This is a genomic window from Longispora fulva (genome assembly GCF_015751905.1).
Lineage (GTDB): Bacteria > Actinomycetota > Actinomycetes > Mycobacteriales > Micromonosporaceae > Longispora > Longispora fulva.
Window position 1 is genome coordinate 4,056,672 of the sequence record NZ_JADOUF010000001.1, and the last position, 17,399, is coordinate 4,074,070.

Consider the following 17,399-nt stretch of genomic DNA (forward strand, 5'->3'; position numbering starts at 1 on the left):
GGGTACTTATCGGAGCATGTTCAGGTTAACCGTGTCCGCCATCAGCTGGTAACCCGCGTCGTTCGGGTGGATGTGGTCTCCACTGTCGAACTCCGCGCGCAACTTCGTGGGGGCGGCCGGGTCACGCAGAGCCTTGTCGAAGTCGACGACACCGTCGAAGTCGGAGCTCGTGCGCAGGTACTCGTTGACCGCGATCCGGGTGGCTTCCCGCTCGGGGGTCCACACGGCGGCCGTCGAGGTCTCGTACGGCATCAGCGTGCAGCCGATGACCTTGATCGCCCGCTGGCGCGACTGGACCGAGATCTGGTGCAGACCGTCGATGATCGCATCGGCGCTCTCGTTGCTCATCCAGATGTCGTTGATGCCCAGGTCGACCACGACCGTACCGACGCCGGACGGCGCCAGGACGTCGTGCCCGAGCCGGAACAGCGCGCTGTTGCCGATCTCGGCGAAGCCGCCACCACCGTTGATGGGCTCGAGCCCGTCCTTGGTGATCCGGTTCCCGCTGACGCCCATGTTGAGCACGCCCGGGGTCCGGCCGTTACGCGGGTTGAGGATCAGGCGGGTGGCCAGGGCGTCCGGCCACCGCTTGTTCCCGCCCATCGTGGAGTTGGTGCCGTTGGCGATCGAGTCACCGAGGATGGCGACCGAACCGCCGGCCTTCTCCCGCAGCACGTCGATGCCGGCGAGGAAGTAGAAGTTCTCCCTCACGCTGGCACCGGGCATCGCGGCGGTGGTCGTCTGGTCGCCGACCATGTAGTAGGACGCCTGCCGCGACTGGAAGTGGAACGTCGTCGGCCCGGTCGCGACCGGGAAGAACAGCGTCACGACCAGGTCCTGCTGGTTCGGAATCGTCATGGTGACCGGGTCCGTCAGCAGGTCGGTGCCCTTCTTCTGCACCACCGACGTCTTCCCGTTGAACGTCAGCTCGTGCACGCTCGTCAGGTCGATGTCGGACGGGTCAGGGGTGGTCAGATCCGGCAGCGCGATCGTGGCGTGACCGATGGTGATGGACGGGTTCAGACCGTACTGGTCCGAGATCCGGATCCGCAGTGCCTCACCACCGACCGAGGTGTGCACGATCATGCGCAGGCTCTGGTTGGTGAAACCGATCTGGCTGGAGCCACCGGCAACACTTCCGGGCGTTGACCCCGCCGCCCACGTGCCGGTCCATTCCTGTGTCTTTTCAATGCCGCCGGTCGCCGAACCGCTGCTCGCGGCGAGCACAGAGGATGCGACAACCGCGACCGCCGTGGCGGCCAGCAGAACCCGCAACTTTCGAGGGGTGTTCATGTCGGGAGCGAACCTCCAATTGATGACCAACGTGGGTCGCCCGCCCGTGAATAACCAGGCGGTAGGGACAACAAGTTAGTGCCCTCGCCGTAGGGCGTCAATCGGCTCTTAGAATGGTTTCGCGCGCCCTTTCATGCATATCGATATACCGAATGCACTGTGGACCTACCTATTCGGGAAAGCGCCATGAAAAGGTCATTCCCGCGTTCGTTGCACAGTGGATCTTCCACACTGGCCCATACGCGGGTGGAGCTGTATGGTCCCGGTCACGGGGACCCAGTCGCCACACTATTCGCCCCCGTGAGGGCACGGAAAAGTAGGGGATTTAGATGGACAACTACGTCAATCGCGCCCTGGACATCCTCGCCGGATACGGCGACCGGGAGGCCCTCGTCGGCGACGGCGTCCGGCTCACCTACGACGACGTCCACGCGAAGGTGCTCGAACTCGCCGCGTCCCTGCAGGACAACGGCGTACGGTCCGGCACGGCGGTCGGCGTCCTGGTGTCCAACCCGCCCGAGGCGCTGCCCCTGCACCTGGCGCTGCACCTGCTCGGCTGCCGTACCGTGTGGATCGCCCTGATCACGCCCCGCAACGAGCTCGCCGCCTACGTGCGGCTCGCACAGCTCGACGTGCTGATCTACGACGCCCGCACCCAGGACGCGCTCGGCCGGGAGATCGCCGCGAGCCTCGCCCCGCTGCCGGTGCTGTGTCTCGGCCCCGACGGCCTCGGCCCGGACATCCTCGCGGCCCGGGCCGCCGACGCGCCCGCCCTGGACCTCACCGGCGTGACGCACGAGCCGGAGTCGGTGTTCCAGACCAGCGGCACGACCGGACTGCCGAAGATGGTGCACCACCGGCAGGGCTTCTTCGAGCAGGTCATCGCGCTGGCCGGCGAGTTCCGCGACTCCGGGCACCCGGTGCTGCGGCACCTGTCGGTCACCCCGCCGTGGCATGTCAGCGGGCCGATGACCGCGTACTTCAACCTGTTCCACGGCGGCGTGCTGTTCGTCCAGGAGGACTGGGACGCCGACGTCTTCCTCGCCACCATCCACGCCGAGCAGATCAACTCGACCTTCGTGTCGCCGCCGCTGTTCTACGAGCTGCTCGACCACCCGAAGCTGGCCGAGACGGACTTCCGGCAGATGCTGATGTTCAACGTCGGCAGCGCCCCGACCGCGCCGGCCCGCCTCGTCCAGGCGCACGAACTCCTCGGCCCGGTGGTCCGGATCGTGTACGGCCTGAGCGAGTCCACCCTGATCAGCGCCATGCCGAACGTCACCCCCGACCCGGCCCACCCGGACCGGCTCGGCTCGTGCGGCGTGCCCTACGGCGACGTGACGATCGAGATCCGCGACGAGGAAGCCCGGCCGGTGCCCACCGGCGAGCTCGGCGAGGTGTGGGTGGCCAGCAGACTCAACATGACCGGGTACTGGGGCCAGCCCGACTACACCGCCGAGACCCTGGTCGACGGCTGGGTCCGCACCGGGGACCTGGGCAAACTCGACGACGACGGCTACCTGTACCTGGTGGACCGGGTCAAGGACATGATCGTCACCGGACGCGGCTCGCGGAACGTGTTCTCCCGCCCCCTCGAGGACTTCCTCGCCGCCCAGCCCGAGGTGCGCGCCGCCGCCGTCATCGGGGTCGGCGACGACAAGCTCGGCGAGGTCGTGCACGCCTACGTCGTCCTCGCCCCCGACGCGGCGGTCACCGTCGAGGACCTGCAGGCCCGGGTCCTGGCGGACTTCACCCCGATCTGGGTGCCCCGGACCGTGGACTTCGTGGACCGGCTGCCGCTCGGCAACACCGGCAAGGTGGACAAGAAGGCGCTGCGGGCCCGGTACCTGGCCGAGCACCCGTGAGACGGCGTACCGGGCTGATCGCCCTGCTCGCCGCCGACACGGTCGCCGCGCTCGGCATCCAGATGTCGGTCGTGGCCATCCCGTGGCTGGTCCTGGTGATGACGAACAGCCCGGCCAAGATGGGACTGGCTGCCGGCGCGGAGATCGTCTGCTACGTCCTGTCCGGGATCTTCGCCGCCCCGGTCGCCGACCGGTTCGGCACCCGGCGGACCGCGATCGCCGCCGAGACGGGCAGCGCCGCGGCCCTGGCGACCGTCGCGCTGCTCCCGCACCTACACTTCGGCGTGCTGCTCGTCCTGGTGGCCGTCTCCGGCGGCCTGCGCGGCGTCGGCGACCGGGTCAAACACGTGATGATGCGGCCGATGGCCGAGATCGCCGACGCGCCGATGATCCGGGTGACCTCGGTCTACGAGAGCCTCACCCGGGTCGCGATGCTCGTCGGCGCGCCCCTGGCCGGCGTGCTCATCTCCGCGATGAGCGCCGCGCACGTCGTCGGGCTGACCGCCGTCACGTTCGCGGGCTGCGCGCTGCTCGTCACGCTGTTCGTCCGGCCGCCCGACGCCGGCCCCGCCGAGGCCCGCGAGCCGTACCTGACCGCGCTGCGCGGCGGGGTCCGCACCCTGCTCGGCGACCGGATGCTCGTCACGATGACCCTGATCCTGTTCGCGTCGAACCTGTTCACCCAGGCCGCCGTCGTCGTCTTCGTGCCCCTGTGGGTCCGCGACGTCGCGCACACCTCCACGGCGCTCGGCCTGGTCGACGGCGCGTTCGCCGGCGGGGTGCTGCTCGGCAGCATGGTGTTCACGCTGCTGGCGACCCGGGTCCCGCAGTACCTGGCGTTCACGCTCGGCGCCATCCTCGGCGGCGCGCCACGGCTGCTGGTGCTCGGCCTCAGCGACAACCTGGCCGTGGTGATGGGCGTGACCCTGCTGTCCGGGGTGGCGATGTGCGCCGTGAACCCGGTGTACGGCGCGGCCCTGTACCGCCGGGTGCCCGCCGCCCTGCAGACCCGGGTGTTCGGGCTGGTCACGGCCGTGTGCTTCTCGGGTATCCCCCTCGGCGGGATCCTCGCCGGCTGGGCGGTGCCCGGGTTCGGGCTGACCGGGACGGTGTTGTCGTTCGGGGTGGTGTTCCTGGTGGTCAGCCTGGTGCCGCTGCTCGGGGTGCGGGGACGGGACCCGTTGGGGGTGCCGGAGCGGGAGACGGCGGCGGCGTAGCGGTTGGTGGCTTTCGCACTGTTGGTCCGTCAGCAGCGGCGCGTTCACGCGTGTTTCATCGAGACTCCTGACTCTGTTGGGCACCGGTCCGCGACACTGGCGGCCCATCCCCATGGAGGTACCCGTGGAACGTCGTCAGTTCCTCACCATCGCCGCCGGCGCGCTCGCCGCGACCGGTTTCTTCCCGGACAACCTGCAGCGCGCCATGGCCGCGCCGGTCCAGCCGCTGGCCGCGCTGACCGACATCGAGCACGTGGTCGTCTTCATGCAGGAGAACCGCTCGTTCGACCACTATTTCGGGCTGCTGCGCGGGGTGCGCGGTTTCGGTGATCGGAGCCGGATCACGCTGCCCGGCGGGAAGTCGGTGTTCGAGCAGCCGAACGGGACCAAGACCCTGATGCCGTTCCGGGTGCACGACCAGTGCATGAACGGTACGCCGCACGACTGGGGCAGCGGGCACACCGCGTGGGACAACGGTAAGTGGGACAAGTGGGTGTCCGCGAAGGGCGCGGCGACGATGGCGTACTACGGCCCCGAGGACCTGGGCTTCTACTACCAGCTGGCCGACGCGTTCACCATCATGGACGCCTACCACTGTTCGGTGATGGGCCCGACGTGCCCGAACCGGCTGTACCTGTGGTCGGGGCACTCCGGCGGGTACACGGACAACTCGATGGGCGAGGGCAACCCGATCTGCACCTGGACGACCTACGCCGAGCGGCTGGAGGCGGCGTCGGTCAGCTGGAAGGTGTACCAGGAGTCCAACAACTACGACGACAACGGCCTGGCGTACTTCAAGCAGTTCCACGACGCCGCCCCGGGCACCGCGCTGCACGACAAGGCGATGGTGAAGTATCCGGACCTGGTGACGGCCTTCAAGAACGACGTCACGGCGGGTACGTTGCCGAAGGTGTCGTGGGTGGTCGCGCCGGACTACAAGTCCGAGCACCCGAGCTGGGGGCCGAACTCCGGGGCGCTGCTGACCAGTCAGTTGCTCGACGCGCTGGCCTCGAACCCGGCTGTGTGGAACAAGAGCGTCTTCCTGCTCACCTACGACGAGAACGACGGCTTCTACGATCACGTGCCGCCGCCGGTGCCGGCCCCGGGCACGCCGGGCGAGTTCAGCGGCGGCCAGCCGTTCGGGCTGGGCGTGCGGGTGCCGATGATCGTGGTGTCGCCGTTCAGCCGGGGCGGAAACGTCTCCTCGGAGACGTCCGACCACACCTCTGTGCTGCAGTTCCTGGAGAAGGTCACCGGGGTGGCCGAGCCGAACATCAGCGCGTGGCGGCGCAAGGTGACCGGCGACCTGACGTCGACCCTGGACCTGACGGGCACGGTCGGCACCTATCCGGCGCTGACCCGGCCGGTGGACCCGGCGTGCCGGTCCGGGGTGAGCGTCCGGCCGCCGAAGACGCAGGTGATGCCGGTGCAGGCGTCGGGGACCCGGCCGGCCCGGCCGCTGCCGTACCAGCCGACGTCGGCCCTGTCCGTGGACCGGGCGGCCGGCAAGGTGTGGATCGCGCTCGGCAACGCGGGGGCCGAGGCCGCGCACCTGGCGGTGTACGCGCAGGCGTTCCGCACCGACGGGCCGTGGCAGTACACCGTGGACGCGCACGCCTCGACGAGCGACTACTTCAACGTGCAGACGTACGGCGGCGGGAAGTACGACCTGGGCGTGTTCGGCCCGAACCGGTTCCTGCGCCGGTTCGCCGGGGACATCAACGCCGCGGGCGGGCTGCTCCAGGTGACCGACGAGGTCGACCCGGCCGCCGGGCTGTTCTGGCTGACCCTGGCCAACCACGGCACGTCTGCAGTGACCTTCACGGTCGCGGCGACCGGCTACCGGACGGACGGGCCGTGGACCTACCCGGTCGCGGCCGGCGGCTCGACCCGCGTCTCCTGGAATGCCACCACCGGCTGGTACGACCTGACGGTGACGACCGCCTCGGACACCGCCTGGACCCAACGTTTCCTCGGCCACATCGAAACGGGCGCGCCGAGCATCACAGGCTGAGCCTTGCCGTGGCCCCGGGGCGGTGCCCCGGGGCCACAACGCGCTACGGACGCCCGGATCACCCGTGTGATCCGGGCCGGTTGAGCTACCAGCTCAGGGCGAGCGCGGTGTCGTCGATGACGAACGACGTGTACAGCCCGGCGTCCTCGACACCGGTGAACGTGATGGTCACAGTCGAACCGGCCAGCGACGAGACGTCGACGGACCTGAGCACGAAACCGCCGGCGGCGTTCAGGTTCGAGTACGTCGCCAGGGTGGTGGAGCCCGCGGTCATAGTCAGCTTGTCGTAGGCCACCGTGGTCGTGGTCTCGGCCGTGTCGATGTGCAGGTACAGGCTCAGCGTCGCGTGGCACCCGGCCGGGATGGACACCGACTGCGACAGCGTGTCGGTGTGCGCGGAGCCGTAGCCGTCCAGCCACGCCCTCCACTGACCGCCGTGCGCGGGCTGGACGCTGCCGTCGTTGGAGATGACACCGGAGGCGGCGGTCCACGGCGCGACGCCGGACTCGAAGTCCGGGTTGACGAGCTTCTGGCCCGAGCAGGTGCCCGAGGACGAGGTCGGACTCGGGCTGGGGCTCGGGCTCGACGTCTTCGTCGGGGTCGGCGACGGGGCGGCGGTGCATGTCGGGTCGTCCACCTGGGCCGGGACGCTGACGGCGTTCCAGGCGGCCTTGACGGTGTTGAACTCGGTGCAGGTGCTGTTGCCGTAGAGGTTCTTGGCGGCCTGCAGCGTCCAGGTGCGGTACTTCAGGTACGAGGCGGACGAGGTCTTCATCAGCATCGCGTTGTACAGGATCTTGATCCACTTCTGGACGCCGATGCCTGTGATCGTGGTGCTGTTGCAGGTCGGGCTGACCGGGCCGCCAGCCGGGTTGGAGCCCATGGCCACCAGGTAGTCCCAGTGGTTGCCGGGGCCGGCGGAGGCGTGCACCTCGCCGTTGGGGACTGACGACGAGTAGCAGTTCGGGTGGTTGCCCACCAGCGACGGGTTGTACATGTTGCGGATCGGGCCGCTGCCGACCAGGTTGATCTCCTCGCCGACGGTCCAGTCCGGAACGTCGTACGGGGCGGGCTGGTTGGAGAAGGCCTCGGTGGCCGCGCCGAAGGAGTCGGCGATCCACTCCTGGGTGCCGTTGCCGGAGATGCCGCCCGGGGTGTGGTCGTCGATGCCGTGGCCCATCTCGTGGGCGACGACGTCGATCGAGGAGATCCACTCGTTGGCGTTGTTGTGCCCGATCTGAACCTGCGTGCCGTCGTAGAAGGCGTTGTTCTCGTCGAGGCCGACCCGGATCGGCCACGCGCCACCGTTGCCGTCCATGCCGCTGCGACCCAGCCACTGGGTCAGCATCTTCGCCTCGGTCTGCGCCGCGAACAGCGCGTCCACGCAGCCGGTCTCCTTGTTGGTGGCCGCGCCGTTGCCCCACATGTCATCCGAGCCGGAGAACGTGGTGTTGACGTTGAACACCGCTCTCTGACAGGGCAGGTTGGTGATGGTCGGGTCCTTCAACAGGTAGCTGCTGCCCGACTGGGTGGTGTTGAGGGTCAGCGGGTTCGGGCCGCTGTAGGCGCCGGTACCGGTGCCGTGCGCCACATGCTCCTGAACGTGCAGCACAGCGCCGGTGACCGCGTCGACGTCGACGGTCTGCCGGGTCGGGCCCTCGGGGTCCCGGCCGTTGACCGTGGACTCCCAGGCCAGCCGGGGAGCCGCGCCCGACGCGTACACCACGAGCTGGGTGCCCTCCACGGCCGGCGAGATGATCTTTCCCCGGGCGACGGCCTCGGCCGCGTCCCGGGCGACCTGCGGGGTGATCGACAGGTCGCCGATCGCGTGCTCCTGGGCGACGGAGGCGAACTTCAGCTGACCGAAGTCGTCGGTGGCCAGCACGAAGTCGCCGCCAGTGACCTTGAGACCCTTGTAGGTCCGGTCGAACGCCACGTACTGGGTGCCGTTCGAGCCGACCGCGTCGCGCTGGACGAAACTGTCGTCCGCGCTGGCCTTCAGGTAGGACGGCCGGCCGGCGACCAGCGACGCCGTCGACCGCAACGCGGACGCGTGCGCCGCGGCGGGGGTCGGGGTGACCAGCGAGGGGGCCGGCGCCGTGACGGCGGCGGCGGTGCCGGCCGCGGCGACCGCCACAGCCATGGCTCCACCCACGGTCAGTAGCCGATGGGAATGCTTCACGAGTGCTCCTTACGTTCCGGAGCCGGCGTCCTCTTCCGTGGATTGTGGACGCCGGACTCCGAACAGTGCGAGAGGTGACCACATGGCGCGCGCCGTTGCGCTTCATGTCATACGGACCTGCCGGGAGCCGGGTAGCGCCGAAGCCTTTCCAGCGCTTCGGGAGGCGCCCATGCCTCTTCGGTCACGGCAAGGGTTGTCGGGCATCGCGCCTGGTGAAGGCCGTATCGGCTCCCCACCGGTTCGGTGACGCCGCTAGTTTCCGCAGGGGCTGACGTTGCGCCAGTTGGCGACGATGGCGGAGACCGGAGCCCCGGTCAGCGTCGACGACCGGTTGCCGACCTCCGCGCACGAGGAACCCTTCTCCACGTGCCCCCAGTCCCCCAGGGTGAACTTGTAGCTCAGCGCGGCCCCGTTGGCCGGCAACGTCACCTTCCAGTGCGTCGTGTCCACGGCCGTCAGCGCCATGCCCGCCGCGTCCCAGTCCGGCAGCCCGGTGCCCAGGACGCTGAGGTTGCCGGCCAGGTAGACGGGCCCGGTGGTCCCGGCCGGCACGGTCACGGTCACGGTCAGCGAGGTCGAGGCGTAGCGCGCGGCGACGACGGACGGCCGTTCGACCGGGCTCCCCGCGTCGATGGACAGCGCGAGCCGGACGAACTGGGCCATCGACCAGGCCAGCGGGGCGGCGGAGTCGGTGCCCTCCCCCACCGGGAAGGGAGCACGGTCCCACGCCTGTTCCGGGATCAGGTAGCCGCTGTTGGCGGAGGCGGCCATGGTCGCGAGGTGGGTGGCGGCGGACCGGCCGGCGAGGAGTTCGTACTCGCCGCGTTCCCCGGACAGCAGCGGCCACAGGCGACCGATTCCCCCACTGCCCGTATAAGGCGACCCGTCGGACTTCTCGCCGTACGCGTCGTGGTTGTAGCGGTACCACATGGCGCCGTTGGGAGTGGTGACCTTCAGGGTCGCGTCGAGTTCCGGGAGGGACGCGAGGATCGTCGGGTCGTCGGCACGCTTGACGCCGAGTCTGACCAGGTCGAGGAAGCCGCCGTCGATGACGTCGCGCTCGTCCCAGGTGCCGCCGCCCGAGTTGATCTCCAGGGGCTGGCCGTCGTTCGGGTTGCCGTCGCCGTCGACCCGCTCGTAGTAGCGGCCGTCGCCGAGGTGCCCGGTGGTGGTGAAGGTCTGGGAGTCCAGGGCGTTGCGCCACGCGTCGGCCGTCGTAGCGTACGAACCGTCCCCGCCGAGGGCGGAAGCGCAGACCAGGCCCGCGATCTCGGCGGCGATGGTCGACGGGGAGTAGCCGGCCTCCTCCTCCCAGCGTTCCTGGGGGCTGTTGGTGCCCCGGGCGCGGAGGAAGTCGGCGGACTTCCTCAGCCTCGGCCAGGCGTCGGTGCGGCCGAGATGCCAGGCGAGGATGATCGGGTACGCGACCTCGTCGAGCTGCAGGCTGCCCCAGACCGGGGTGCCGTCGAGCCGGGTGTTCTGCGGGAAGGACCCGTCGGCGCGCTGCTGGACGTTGAGCAGGTAGTCCAGGGAACGGTTCGCGGCGGCGGTGTCGCCGGCGGCCAGTTGGGCGGTGGCGACCTGGTAGAGGTCGCGGGCCCAGACCGCGTGGTAGCCCGCCGTGCCCGGGTTGTCGGCGTTGATCGCCTGGCCCCACGGCACGGTGAGCGACGCGACGTTCGCGCCGAGATACGTCTTGTCCTCGTGCGCCTTCAAGGTCATCAACGCCACGTTGTACTGGGTCACCAGCCCCGTGGACGTCACGCTCGCCGGGGCGGGGTGCAGCCCCGACAGGTAGGAGTGCCAGCCGTCGGCGTAGGACGTGGCGACCGCCGGGAAGCCCGTGGCCAGGGAACCCGAGGCGGCGGCGGACGCGGCGGACCGGTCGGGTCCGAAGGCGAGGGCGAGGGTGAAGGTGGTGTCCGTGCCGACCGGCACCTGGCCGAACTGGACCAGGTTGCCGGGGGTGGGGGCGGAGTCGTAGGTGGCGTCCAGCACGTGGTTGGCGCGCAGGTCGACGTAGCCGTCCGAGGACGTGCCGCTGTAGCCGCTGGTCAGGGCCGTGAAGCCGGTGGAGACCGCGAGGGCGCTGGACACCGGGCCGTCGCTGGCGACGAGCTGGCCGGCGGAGGTGGCCCCGGTGTCGCCCATCCCGGAGTTGTTCAGGGACGGGTTGTAGAGGACGTAGAGCTGGAGCGGGCCGCCCGAGGTGACCTGGAACCTCGTCCGGAGCAGCATCGTCTGCCGGGCCGGGTCCGTGGCGTAACTCTTAATGATCTTGTATTTGCCGCTCTTGGCGGTGTTGACCTGGTCGTAGCTGAGGGACCGCTGGTCGGTGAGCGTGGTGGTGTGGTTCGTCGCGTCGCGCTCCAGCTCGGTGAACGTCGCCCCGTCACTGACCACGAACTGCAGGTCCTGGACGTTAGCGGTGTCGACCTGTGGGTAGTAGATCTCGTGGGTGACGCCCTGGCCGAGGGTGAACCAGACCTTCGAGCCGGTCGTGGCCGAGGTGCCCAGGCCGTCCTTCGCGCCGGTGGTCCAGGCCGAGCCCGTGCCGGGTGCTCCGGGGGCGACGGCGGCATAGGCCGGGGTGGGGCCCAGCAGCGCCGCGCCGAGCGCGACGACCAGAGGTAGGGCCGTGCGGGTTCGCATAGCGTTCTCCATCCGGGGGGTGATGGTTGCGCCGCAGAACATATTGCACTTTCGATACGTTGGCTACCCCTCGACAGCGCCAACTTCACCAGCAGGCAACAAACGCGAAACGTCCTTCAGGAGGTGGGGATGTCCCATCTTGGTCATGGGATGTTTCGGATCCGTTTCCGAATCGTTATTCAGAGCAACGTTAGTTCTCCTCGGTTCGGCTGGTGTCAGGCGTCACAGGGGCCTATGTTGTCGGCAGCAACATATCCCCCCGCAGCGCCGGGCCTCACCCGACGCGACCTCATGAAAGGACCCGAGCAATGCGCAAGGGACTCCTGGGCTTCACGACCGCCTGCGCGGTGCTGGCCCTCGGCCTGACCGGCTGTGGCGGCGGCTCCGGCGACAAGAAGGCCGACGCGAAGAAGCCGAAGATCGGCGTCATCCTCCCCGACAGCAAGACGTCGGCCCGGTGGGAGACGGCGGACCGCAAGTACCTGACGGAGGCGTTCAAGTCCGCCGGGGTCGACTACGACATCCAAAACGCCCAGGGCGACAAGAACGCGTTCCAGACCATCGCCGACCAGATGATCACGAACGGCGCGACGGTCCTCATGATCGTCAACCTGGACTCCGGTACCGGCAAGGCCGTCCTCGACAAGGCCAGGACGCAGGGCGTCGCGACCATCGACTACGACCGGCTCACGCTCGGCGGCGGCGCGCAGTTCTACGTCAGCTTCGACAACGTCGCGGTGGGCAAGCTCCAGGGCGAGGGCCTCGGCAAGTGCCTGACCGCCATGAACGCCGCCAAGCCGATCATCGCCGAGCTCAACGGCGGGCCGACGGACAACAACGCCGCCCTGTTCAAGAGCGGCTACGACGCGGTGCTGGACCCGAAGTACAAGTCGGGCGACTACGTCAAGGGTCCGGACCAGTCCGTGCCCGACTGGGACAACACCCAGGCCGGCACCATCTTCGAGCAGATGCTGACCAGTCAGCCGAAGATCGGCGGCGTGCTCGCCGCCAACGACGGGCTCGGCAACGCCGCGATCTCCGTCCTGAAGAAGAACAAGCTCAACGGCAAGGTCCCGGTCACCGGCCAGGACGCCACCGTGCAGGGCCTGCAGAACATCCTCGCCGGCGACCAGTGCATGACCGTCTACAAGGCGATCAAGCAGGAGGCCGACGCCGCCTCGAAGCTCGCGATCAGCCTCGCCAAGGGTGAGAAGGGTTCCGCCTCCCAGACGATCAAGGACCCGACCGCCGGCAAGGACGTCCCGTCCGTGCTGCTCACCCCGCAGGCGATCTTCAAGGACAGCGTCAAGGACGTCGTCGCCGACGGCTTCGTGACCAAGGCCGAGCTGTGCACCGCCGACTTCGCCGCCCTGTGCGACGCGGCAGGCGTCAAGTAGCAACCCCGTGGGCAGGCCCCCTCGCGTCCGCGGGGGGGCCATCACTAGAGGAGCCGTTATGCAGCCCGTGGTGGAACTCCGTGGGATCAACAAGAGTTTCGGAGCGGTGCACGTCCTGCGGGACGTGGACTTCTCCGCCTATCCCGGGGAGGTGACCGCGCTCGTCGGCGACAACGGGGCCGGCAAGTCGACCCTGGTCAAGTGCATGGGTGGCATCCACCCGATCGACTCGGGCGACTACCTGTTCGAGGGCCGGCCGGTGCACGTGCACAGCCCCCGCGACGCCGGGGCGCTCGGCGTCGAGATCGTCTACCAGGACCTGGCCCTGTGCGAGAACCTCGACATCGTCGAGAACATGTTCCTCGGCCGGGAGAACACCAAGGGCCTGATCCTCGACGAGCCCTCGATGGAGCAGCTCGCCACCGAGACCCTCGCCGGCCTGTCGGTGCGGACCGTGCGGTCCATCCGGCAGAAGGTGTCGAGCCTGTCCGGCGGGCAGCGGCAGACCGTCGCCATCGCCAAGGCCGTGCTGTGGAACAGCAAGGTCGTCGTCCTCGACGAGCCCACCGCCGCGCTCGGCGTCGCCCAGACCGCCCAGGTGCTCGAGCTGGTCCGCCGGCTCGCCGACAACGGGCTGGCGGTCGTCCTCATCTCGCACAACATGAACGACGTGTTCGCGGTGGCCGACCGGATCGCCGCGTTGTACCTCGGCCGGATGGCCGCCCAGGTCAAGGCGTCGGATGTCACCCACAGCCAGGTCGTCCAGCTGATCACCGCCGGTAGCGCGGCGGACATGAACGGAGCTTCGTCGTGACCACCACCGAGACCGCCCAGGAGAGCACCTTCTCTCCGGTGCAGGCGTACCTGGACAAGGTGCGCGGCGGGGACATGGGCGCCCTGCCCGCCGTGTTCGGCCTCCTCGTGCTGTGCACGGCCTTCACCGTCCTGCGCCCGGTGTTCCTCACCCCGGGCAACCTGGCGAACCTGTTCACCCAGGGCGCCGCCGTGACCGTGATCGCCATGGGCCTCGTGTTCGTGCTGCTGCTCGGCGAGATCGACCTGTCCGCCGGGTACACCAGCGGGGTGTGCGCCGCCGTCCTCGCCGTGCTGCTCACCAACCACGGCGTGCCGTGGTACCTCGCCGTGCTGGCCTGCCTGGTCACCGGCGTGATCATCGGCTTCACCCTGGGCTTCCTGCGGGCGAAGGTCGGCATTCCGTCGTTCGTGGTGACGCTGGCGGCGTTCCTGGCGTTCCAGGGCATCGCGCTGCTGCTGGTCAAGGGCGGGGCGAACATCTCGATCCGGGACACCGTGATCCTGTCGATCGCGAACAAGAACGTCCCGCCGCTGATCGGCTGGCTGCTGGCCGCCGGGTGCGTGGCCGGGTACGCGATCGTGCAGCTCGTCCGCGCCAACAACCGGGCCCGCCTTGGGCTGACCCGCACCCCGGTCGCGCTGGTCGCCGCCCGGATCATCGGCCTGGCGGCCCTCCTCGGGGTCGGCGTCTGGGTGCTCAACCTCGAACGCAGCCGCAACGCGGCGTTCGTGTCGCTCAAGGGCATTCCGATCGTGGTGCCCCTGATCGCCGTTCTGCTGGTCGTGGGCACGTTCGTCCTCGCCCGCACGAAGTACGGCCGGCACCTCTACGCCGTCGGCGGCAACGCCGAGGCCGCCCGCCGCGCCGGTATCAACGTGGACCTGATGCGGATGTCCGTGTTCGCCGTGTGTTCGACCATGGCGGCGATCGGCGGCATCATCGCGGCGTCGCGGGCCAACTCGGTCGACCCGAACACCGGCGGCAGCACCGTGCTGCTGCTCGCGGTCGGCGCGGCCGTGATCGGCGGCACCAGCCTGTTCGGCGGCAAGGGCCGGGTCCTCGACGCCGTCCTCGGCGGGGCCGTGGTCGCCGTCATCGAGAACGGGATGGGGCTGCTGGGCTACAGCGCCGGCGTGAAGTACGTGGTCACCGGGCTCGTTCTGCTGCTCGCGGCCGGGGTCGACGCCCTGTCCCGCCGACGGGGTTCCGTCGCCGGATTGCGCTGAGTAGTCGAGTCGACGGAGAATCCGAGCACATGCGCGCAGGACCGAGCCAGGAGGAGATCCGCAGGTACAACCTCGGATCTCTGCTCCGGCACGTCCATGTGCTGGGCCCGACCTCGCGGGCCCAGCTCACGGCACTCATGGGGCTCAACCGCAGCACCATCGGCGCGCTGACGGCCGACCTGGTGGCCGCCGACCTGGTCCGTGAGGAGCTGCCCCGCGACCGCCAGGGGGCCGGGCGGCCCTCGCTGGTGGTGCGGCCGGTGTCCGAGCGGATCCACGTGTACGCCTTCCACGTCGGCGTCGACCGGGTCGTCGCCGCCCGGGTGGGTCTCGGCTGCGTGGTCCTCGACCGCCGGGAGATGATCCACCCCCGGGGCGCGTTCAGCCCCGATGACGTGTTGCGCACGGTCACCGGCTTCGTGGAGCAGATGCGCCGTTCCGTCCCGGCGGACGGCACGTGCGTCGGGGCCGGCGCGTCGGTGTCCGGCCTGGTCCGGCACGTCGACGGCATGGTCAGCTTCGGCCCCAACCTGGGCTGGCGGGACGAGCCGTTCGGCGACCGGCTGTCCGGCATCGTCGGTGAACGGGTCATGGTCGGCAACGACGCGGACCTCAGCGCCCTGGCCGAGCACCTGCGGGGCGTGGCCGCCGGCTCGGACGACGTCGTCTACCTGCACGGCGACGTGGGCATCGGCGGCGGCATCATCGTGGCGGGCCGATTACTCGGCGGCCACGAGGGCTACGGCGGCGAGGTCGGCCACATGGTCGTCAACCCGTCCGGCGGGCCGTGCGGCTGCGGTTCGCGGGGCTGCTGGGAGACCGAGATCGGCGAGCGGGCCCTGCTGGAGGCCGCCGGCCGCTCCCCCGACGACGGCCGGCAGGGGGTCTCGGCGCTGATCGACTCGGCGTCCCGGGGCGACGCGGACGCCCAGGAGGCGCTGCGCCGGGTCGGGGACTGGCTCGGCTTCGGGGTCGCGAACCTGGTCAACATCTTCAACCCGCAGACCGTGGTGTTCGGCGGGCACCTGCGCGACGTGTATCTCGCCTCGGCCGCGCAGGTCCGGGGCCGGCTGAACCGGATGGGCCTGCACGCGTCCCGCGAGCCGGTGAAGCTGCGCACGCCGGCGCTCGGCGAGGACCTGCCGCTGATCGGCGCCGCCGAACTGGCCTTCACCCGCCTCCTCGACGACCCGCTGGGCACACCCTAAAAACCCAGTTCATACGGTTACGCCGCGTCTCTCCCGCGGCGCGAGGAGCCGGCGGCCGTCCTCTGGGAGGTGTGAACGGCCGCCGGTCCCCTCAGTCACGTCAGGCCGTTTCCCTCCGGCGGCGGCTGACGATCAGTACCGCGCCGACGACGCCCGAGGCGGTGAGCACCCCGAGTCCCGCCCACGCGGCACTGTTGTCGGTCGTCTCCGGGGCCGCCACCCCGAAGCCGCCGAGCTTGCCCTGGTTCGCGTAGTCCGAGCCGGGAAGTTTGTCGCCGTAGCGGCCGTGCACCACGTCCTGGTAGCCGGCGAGGCCCACGCCGGCGCCGACGATCGCGCGGGCCGTGTCGTTGAGAGGGACGACCCGGCCGTCGTGCACCTTGTACCAGGCGTTGACCTGCGGCTCGGTGAACACCAGGTCGGCGCCGGCCTGCCGGGGGTAGGCCACCTCGTCCACGGTGGACGAGATGTTCACGGCCTCCCACGTCGAGCCCCCGGGCTGGGCGATCCAGACCGAGGCGCGTTGCCCGTCGGCGGAGCGGGCCTCGACCGTGGCGTACGCGAACAGGGCCACCGGCGCGGACCTGTCCCCGGCGACGAAGGCGGGGTTGAGGGAGTACACGGCCTCGGCCGCCCCGGTCAGGCTGGGACTCTTGGCCGCGGCGGCGCGGTCGGCGCCGTCGCCGGTGAGCGCCACGGACCGGCCGGCCGCGTGCTCGTCGAGCTGGACGAAGAACCGGGCGAGCCGGGTCGGCGCGTCGCCCAGGCTCGCGGCGGCGCGCGCCGTGGCCAGGTCGGCGGCCGTGGGCCCGGCGATGCCCGGGGCGGCGGTCGCGGGGGCGGCCAGCAGGAGTGCCGTCGCGACGCCGAGACCGGCGAAGAGCGTGTGGAGTCTCATGTCAGCGTCTCCTCACAGACCGATCCGGTACAGCGACTGCGCCCAACGGAACTGGCCGTTGCTGACGTAGTAGCTGTAGGACGCCTGGCTGTAGCGTTGACTGCTCGGCCAGGGGTCGCCCCAGAAGATGGAGCTGGTGGCGGTGTCGTACCCGTAGATGACCTGGGCGTGGCCGCCGCCGGCCGTCCAGTAGATGCCGGTCTCGATCGGCCGGTTGCCGTTGATCTCGGTCTGCACGCCGCTGTAGGACAGCGCGCCGGTCACCGAGCCGGGCCGCAGCCCGAGCGCCTGGAACGCGCGCTGCACTGTGGACAGCTCGCCCGGCTGGTTCGGGCAGGTGGTGCCGGCGGGATAGCCGCGCCCGTAGTCGCAGAACGTGTTCTGGCTCGTGCTCGCGCCGTAGCCCAGGTAGCGGGCGATGGTGAGGCCGCTGGCGGCCCAGCACCACTGGTTCTGGACCTGCACCTGCTGCGAGATGCCCAGTTGCTTGCTGGCCGCGAACGCCGGCGTGGCGGGCAACGTAGTGATGAGCAGGGCGGTGAGGACGGCAACGGCGCCGCCGAGGCGTCGTCGGGTCATGTGCATGGTCACTCCTTTCGGGAGTGGAGGGGTGCACCTGACGTTAGGAGT

12 protein-coding genes are annotated in these 17,399 nt (G+C 69.9%); 7 read left to right on the forward strand and 5 right to left on the reverse strand.

From position 1 onward, the window contains the following. Positions 1–6: 6 nt before the first annotated feature. Positions 7–1,293, reverse strand: a complete 1,287-nt coding sequence (locus IW245_RS17895) for an SGNH/GDSL hydrolase family protein (protein ID WP_231398844.1) — start codon at positions 1,291–1,293, stop codon at positions 7–9. Between the two features lie 329 nt (positions 1,294–1,622). Here IW245_RS17895 and IW245_RS17900 point away from each other — a divergent pair, with 329 nt between their 5' ends. The 3 genes from IW245_RS17900 to IW245_RS17910 all read left to right on the forward strand — a co-directional run bounded on the left by IW245_RS17900 (position 1,623) and on the right by IW245_RS17910 (position 6,389). Then, positions 1,623–3,158, forward strand: a complete 1,536-nt coding sequence (locus IW245_RS17900) for an AMP-binding protein (RefSeq protein ID WP_197004321.1) — start codon at positions 1,623–1,625, stop codon at positions 3,156–3,158. Next, positions 3,155–4,375 carry an MFS transporter gene (locus tag IW245_RS17905; protein ID WP_197004322.1) on the forward strand — a complete coding sequence of 407 codons (1,221 nt, stop codon included), beginning with the start codon at positions 3,155–3,157 and terminating at the stop codon, positions 4,373–4,375. Before IW245_RS17900 ends, IW245_RS17905 begins: the two co-directional genes overlap by 4 nt. Positions 4,376–4,499: 124 nt before the next feature. Next, complete coding sequence (locus IW245_RS17910) at positions 4,500–6,389, forward strand: phosphocholine-specific phospholipase C (protein WP_197004323.1); 1,890 nt, start codon at positions 4,500–4,502, stop codon at positions 6,387–6,389. 85 nt (positions 6,390–6,474) lie between these two features. On the opposite strand, the gene IW245_RS17915 is transcribed toward IW245_RS17910, so the two are convergent. After that, a complete protein-coding gene (locus tag IW245_RS17915) occupies positions 6,475–8,571 on the reverse strand; it encodes a M4 family metallopeptidase (protein WP_233473089.1) in 2,097 nt (698 codons plus the stop codon). Between the two features lie 252 nt (positions 8,572–8,823). Then, positions 8,824–11,223, reverse strand: a complete 2,400-nt coding sequence (locus tag IW245_RS17920; RefSeq protein ID WP_197004324.1) for a glycoside hydrolase family 15 protein — start codon at positions 11,221–11,223, stop codon at positions 8,824–8,826. 308 nt (positions 11,224–11,531) lie between these two features. On the opposite strand from IW245_RS17920, the gene IW245_RS17925 reads away from it, so the two are divergent. From IW245_RS17925 to IW245_RS17940, 4 genes are all read left to right on the forward strand, one after another. Then, complete coding sequence (locus IW245_RS17925) at positions 11,532–12,620, forward strand: sugar ABC transporter substrate-binding protein (RefSeq protein ID WP_197004325.1); 1,089 nt, start codon at positions 11,532–11,534, stop codon at positions 12,618–12,620. Positions 12,621–12,678: 58 nt separating this feature from the next. Continuing rightward, positions 12,679–13,434 (forward strand): ATP-binding cassette domain-containing protein, encoded by a 756-nt coding sequence (locus IW245_RS17930; protein ID WP_197004326.1) that lies wholly within the window; start codon positions 12,679–12,681, stop codon positions 13,432–13,434. Between the two features lie 74 nt (positions 13,435–13,508). Then, positions 13,509–14,663 (forward strand): sugar ABC transporter permease, encoded by a 1,155-nt coding sequence (locus IW245_RS17935; RefSeq protein ID WP_197008560.1) that lies wholly within the window; start codon positions 13,509–13,511, stop codon positions 14,661–14,663. Positions 14,664–14,692: 29 nt separating this feature from the next. After that, a complete protein-coding gene (locus IW245_RS17940) occupies positions 14,693–15,871 on the forward strand; it encodes an ROK family protein (RefSeq protein ID WP_197004327.1) in 1,179 nt (392 codons plus the stop codon). A 100-nt stretch (positions 15,872–15,971) separates the two neighbouring features. Here IW245_RS17940 and IW245_RS17945 read toward each other — a convergent pair whose 3' ends face one another. Both IW245_RS17945 and IW245_RS17950 read right to left on the reverse strand, forming a co-directional pair. Then, positions 15,972–16,769 (reverse strand): hypothetical protein, encoded by a 798-nt coding sequence (locus IW245_RS17945; protein WP_197004328.1) that lies wholly within the window; start codon positions 16,767–16,769, stop codon positions 15,972–15,974. A 12-nt stretch (positions 16,770–16,781) separates the two neighbouring features. After that, a complete protein-coding gene (locus IW245_RS17950; RefSeq protein WP_197004329.1) occupies positions 16,782–17,348 on the reverse strand; it encodes a papain-like cysteine protease family protein in 567 nt (188 codons plus the stop codon). Positions 17,349–17,399: the final 51 nt, after the last annotated feature.

What these genes read in the sequence shown, in the direction of transcription:
- IW245_RS17920 (WP_197004324.1), bottom strand. Translation starts at nt 11,223, where the DNA reads ATGCGAACCCGCACGGCCCTACCTCTGGTCGTCGCGCTCGGCGCGGCG.
- IW245_RS17945 (WP_197004328.1), bottom strand. Translation starts at nt 16,769, where the DNA reads ATGAGACTCCACACGCTCTTCGCCGGTCTCGGCGTCGCGACGGCACTC.
- IW245_RS17940 (WP_197004327.1), top strand. Translation starts at nt 14,693, where the DNA reads ATGCGCGCAGGACCGAGCCAGGAGGAGATCCGCAGGTACAACCTCGGA.
- IW245_RS17950 (WP_197004329.1), bottom strand. Translation starts at nt 17,348, where the DNA reads ATGACCCGACGACGCCTCGGCGGCGCCGTTGCCGTCCTCACCGCCCTG.
- IW245_RS17900 (WP_197004321.1), top strand. Translation starts at nt 1,623, where the DNA reads ATGGACAACTACGTCAATCGCGCCCTGGACATCCTCGCCGGATACGGC.
- IW245_RS17930 (WP_197004326.1), top strand. Translation starts at nt 12,679, where the DNA reads ATGCAGCCCGTGGTGGAACTCCGTGGGATCAACAAGAGTTTCGGAGCG.
- IW245_RS17895 (WP_231398844.1), bottom strand. Translation starts at nt 1,293, where the DNA reads ATGAACACCCCTCGAAAGTTGCGGGTTCTGCTGGCCGCCACGGCGGTC.
- IW245_RS17935 (WP_197008560.1), top strand. Translation starts at nt 13,509, where the DNA reads ATGGGCGCCCTGCCCGCCGTGTTCGGCCTCCTCGTGCTGTGCACGGCC.
- IW245_RS17925 (WP_197004325.1), top strand. Translation starts at nt 11,532, where the DNA reads ATGCGCAAGGGACTCCTGGGCTTCACGACCGCCTGCGCGGTGCTGGCC.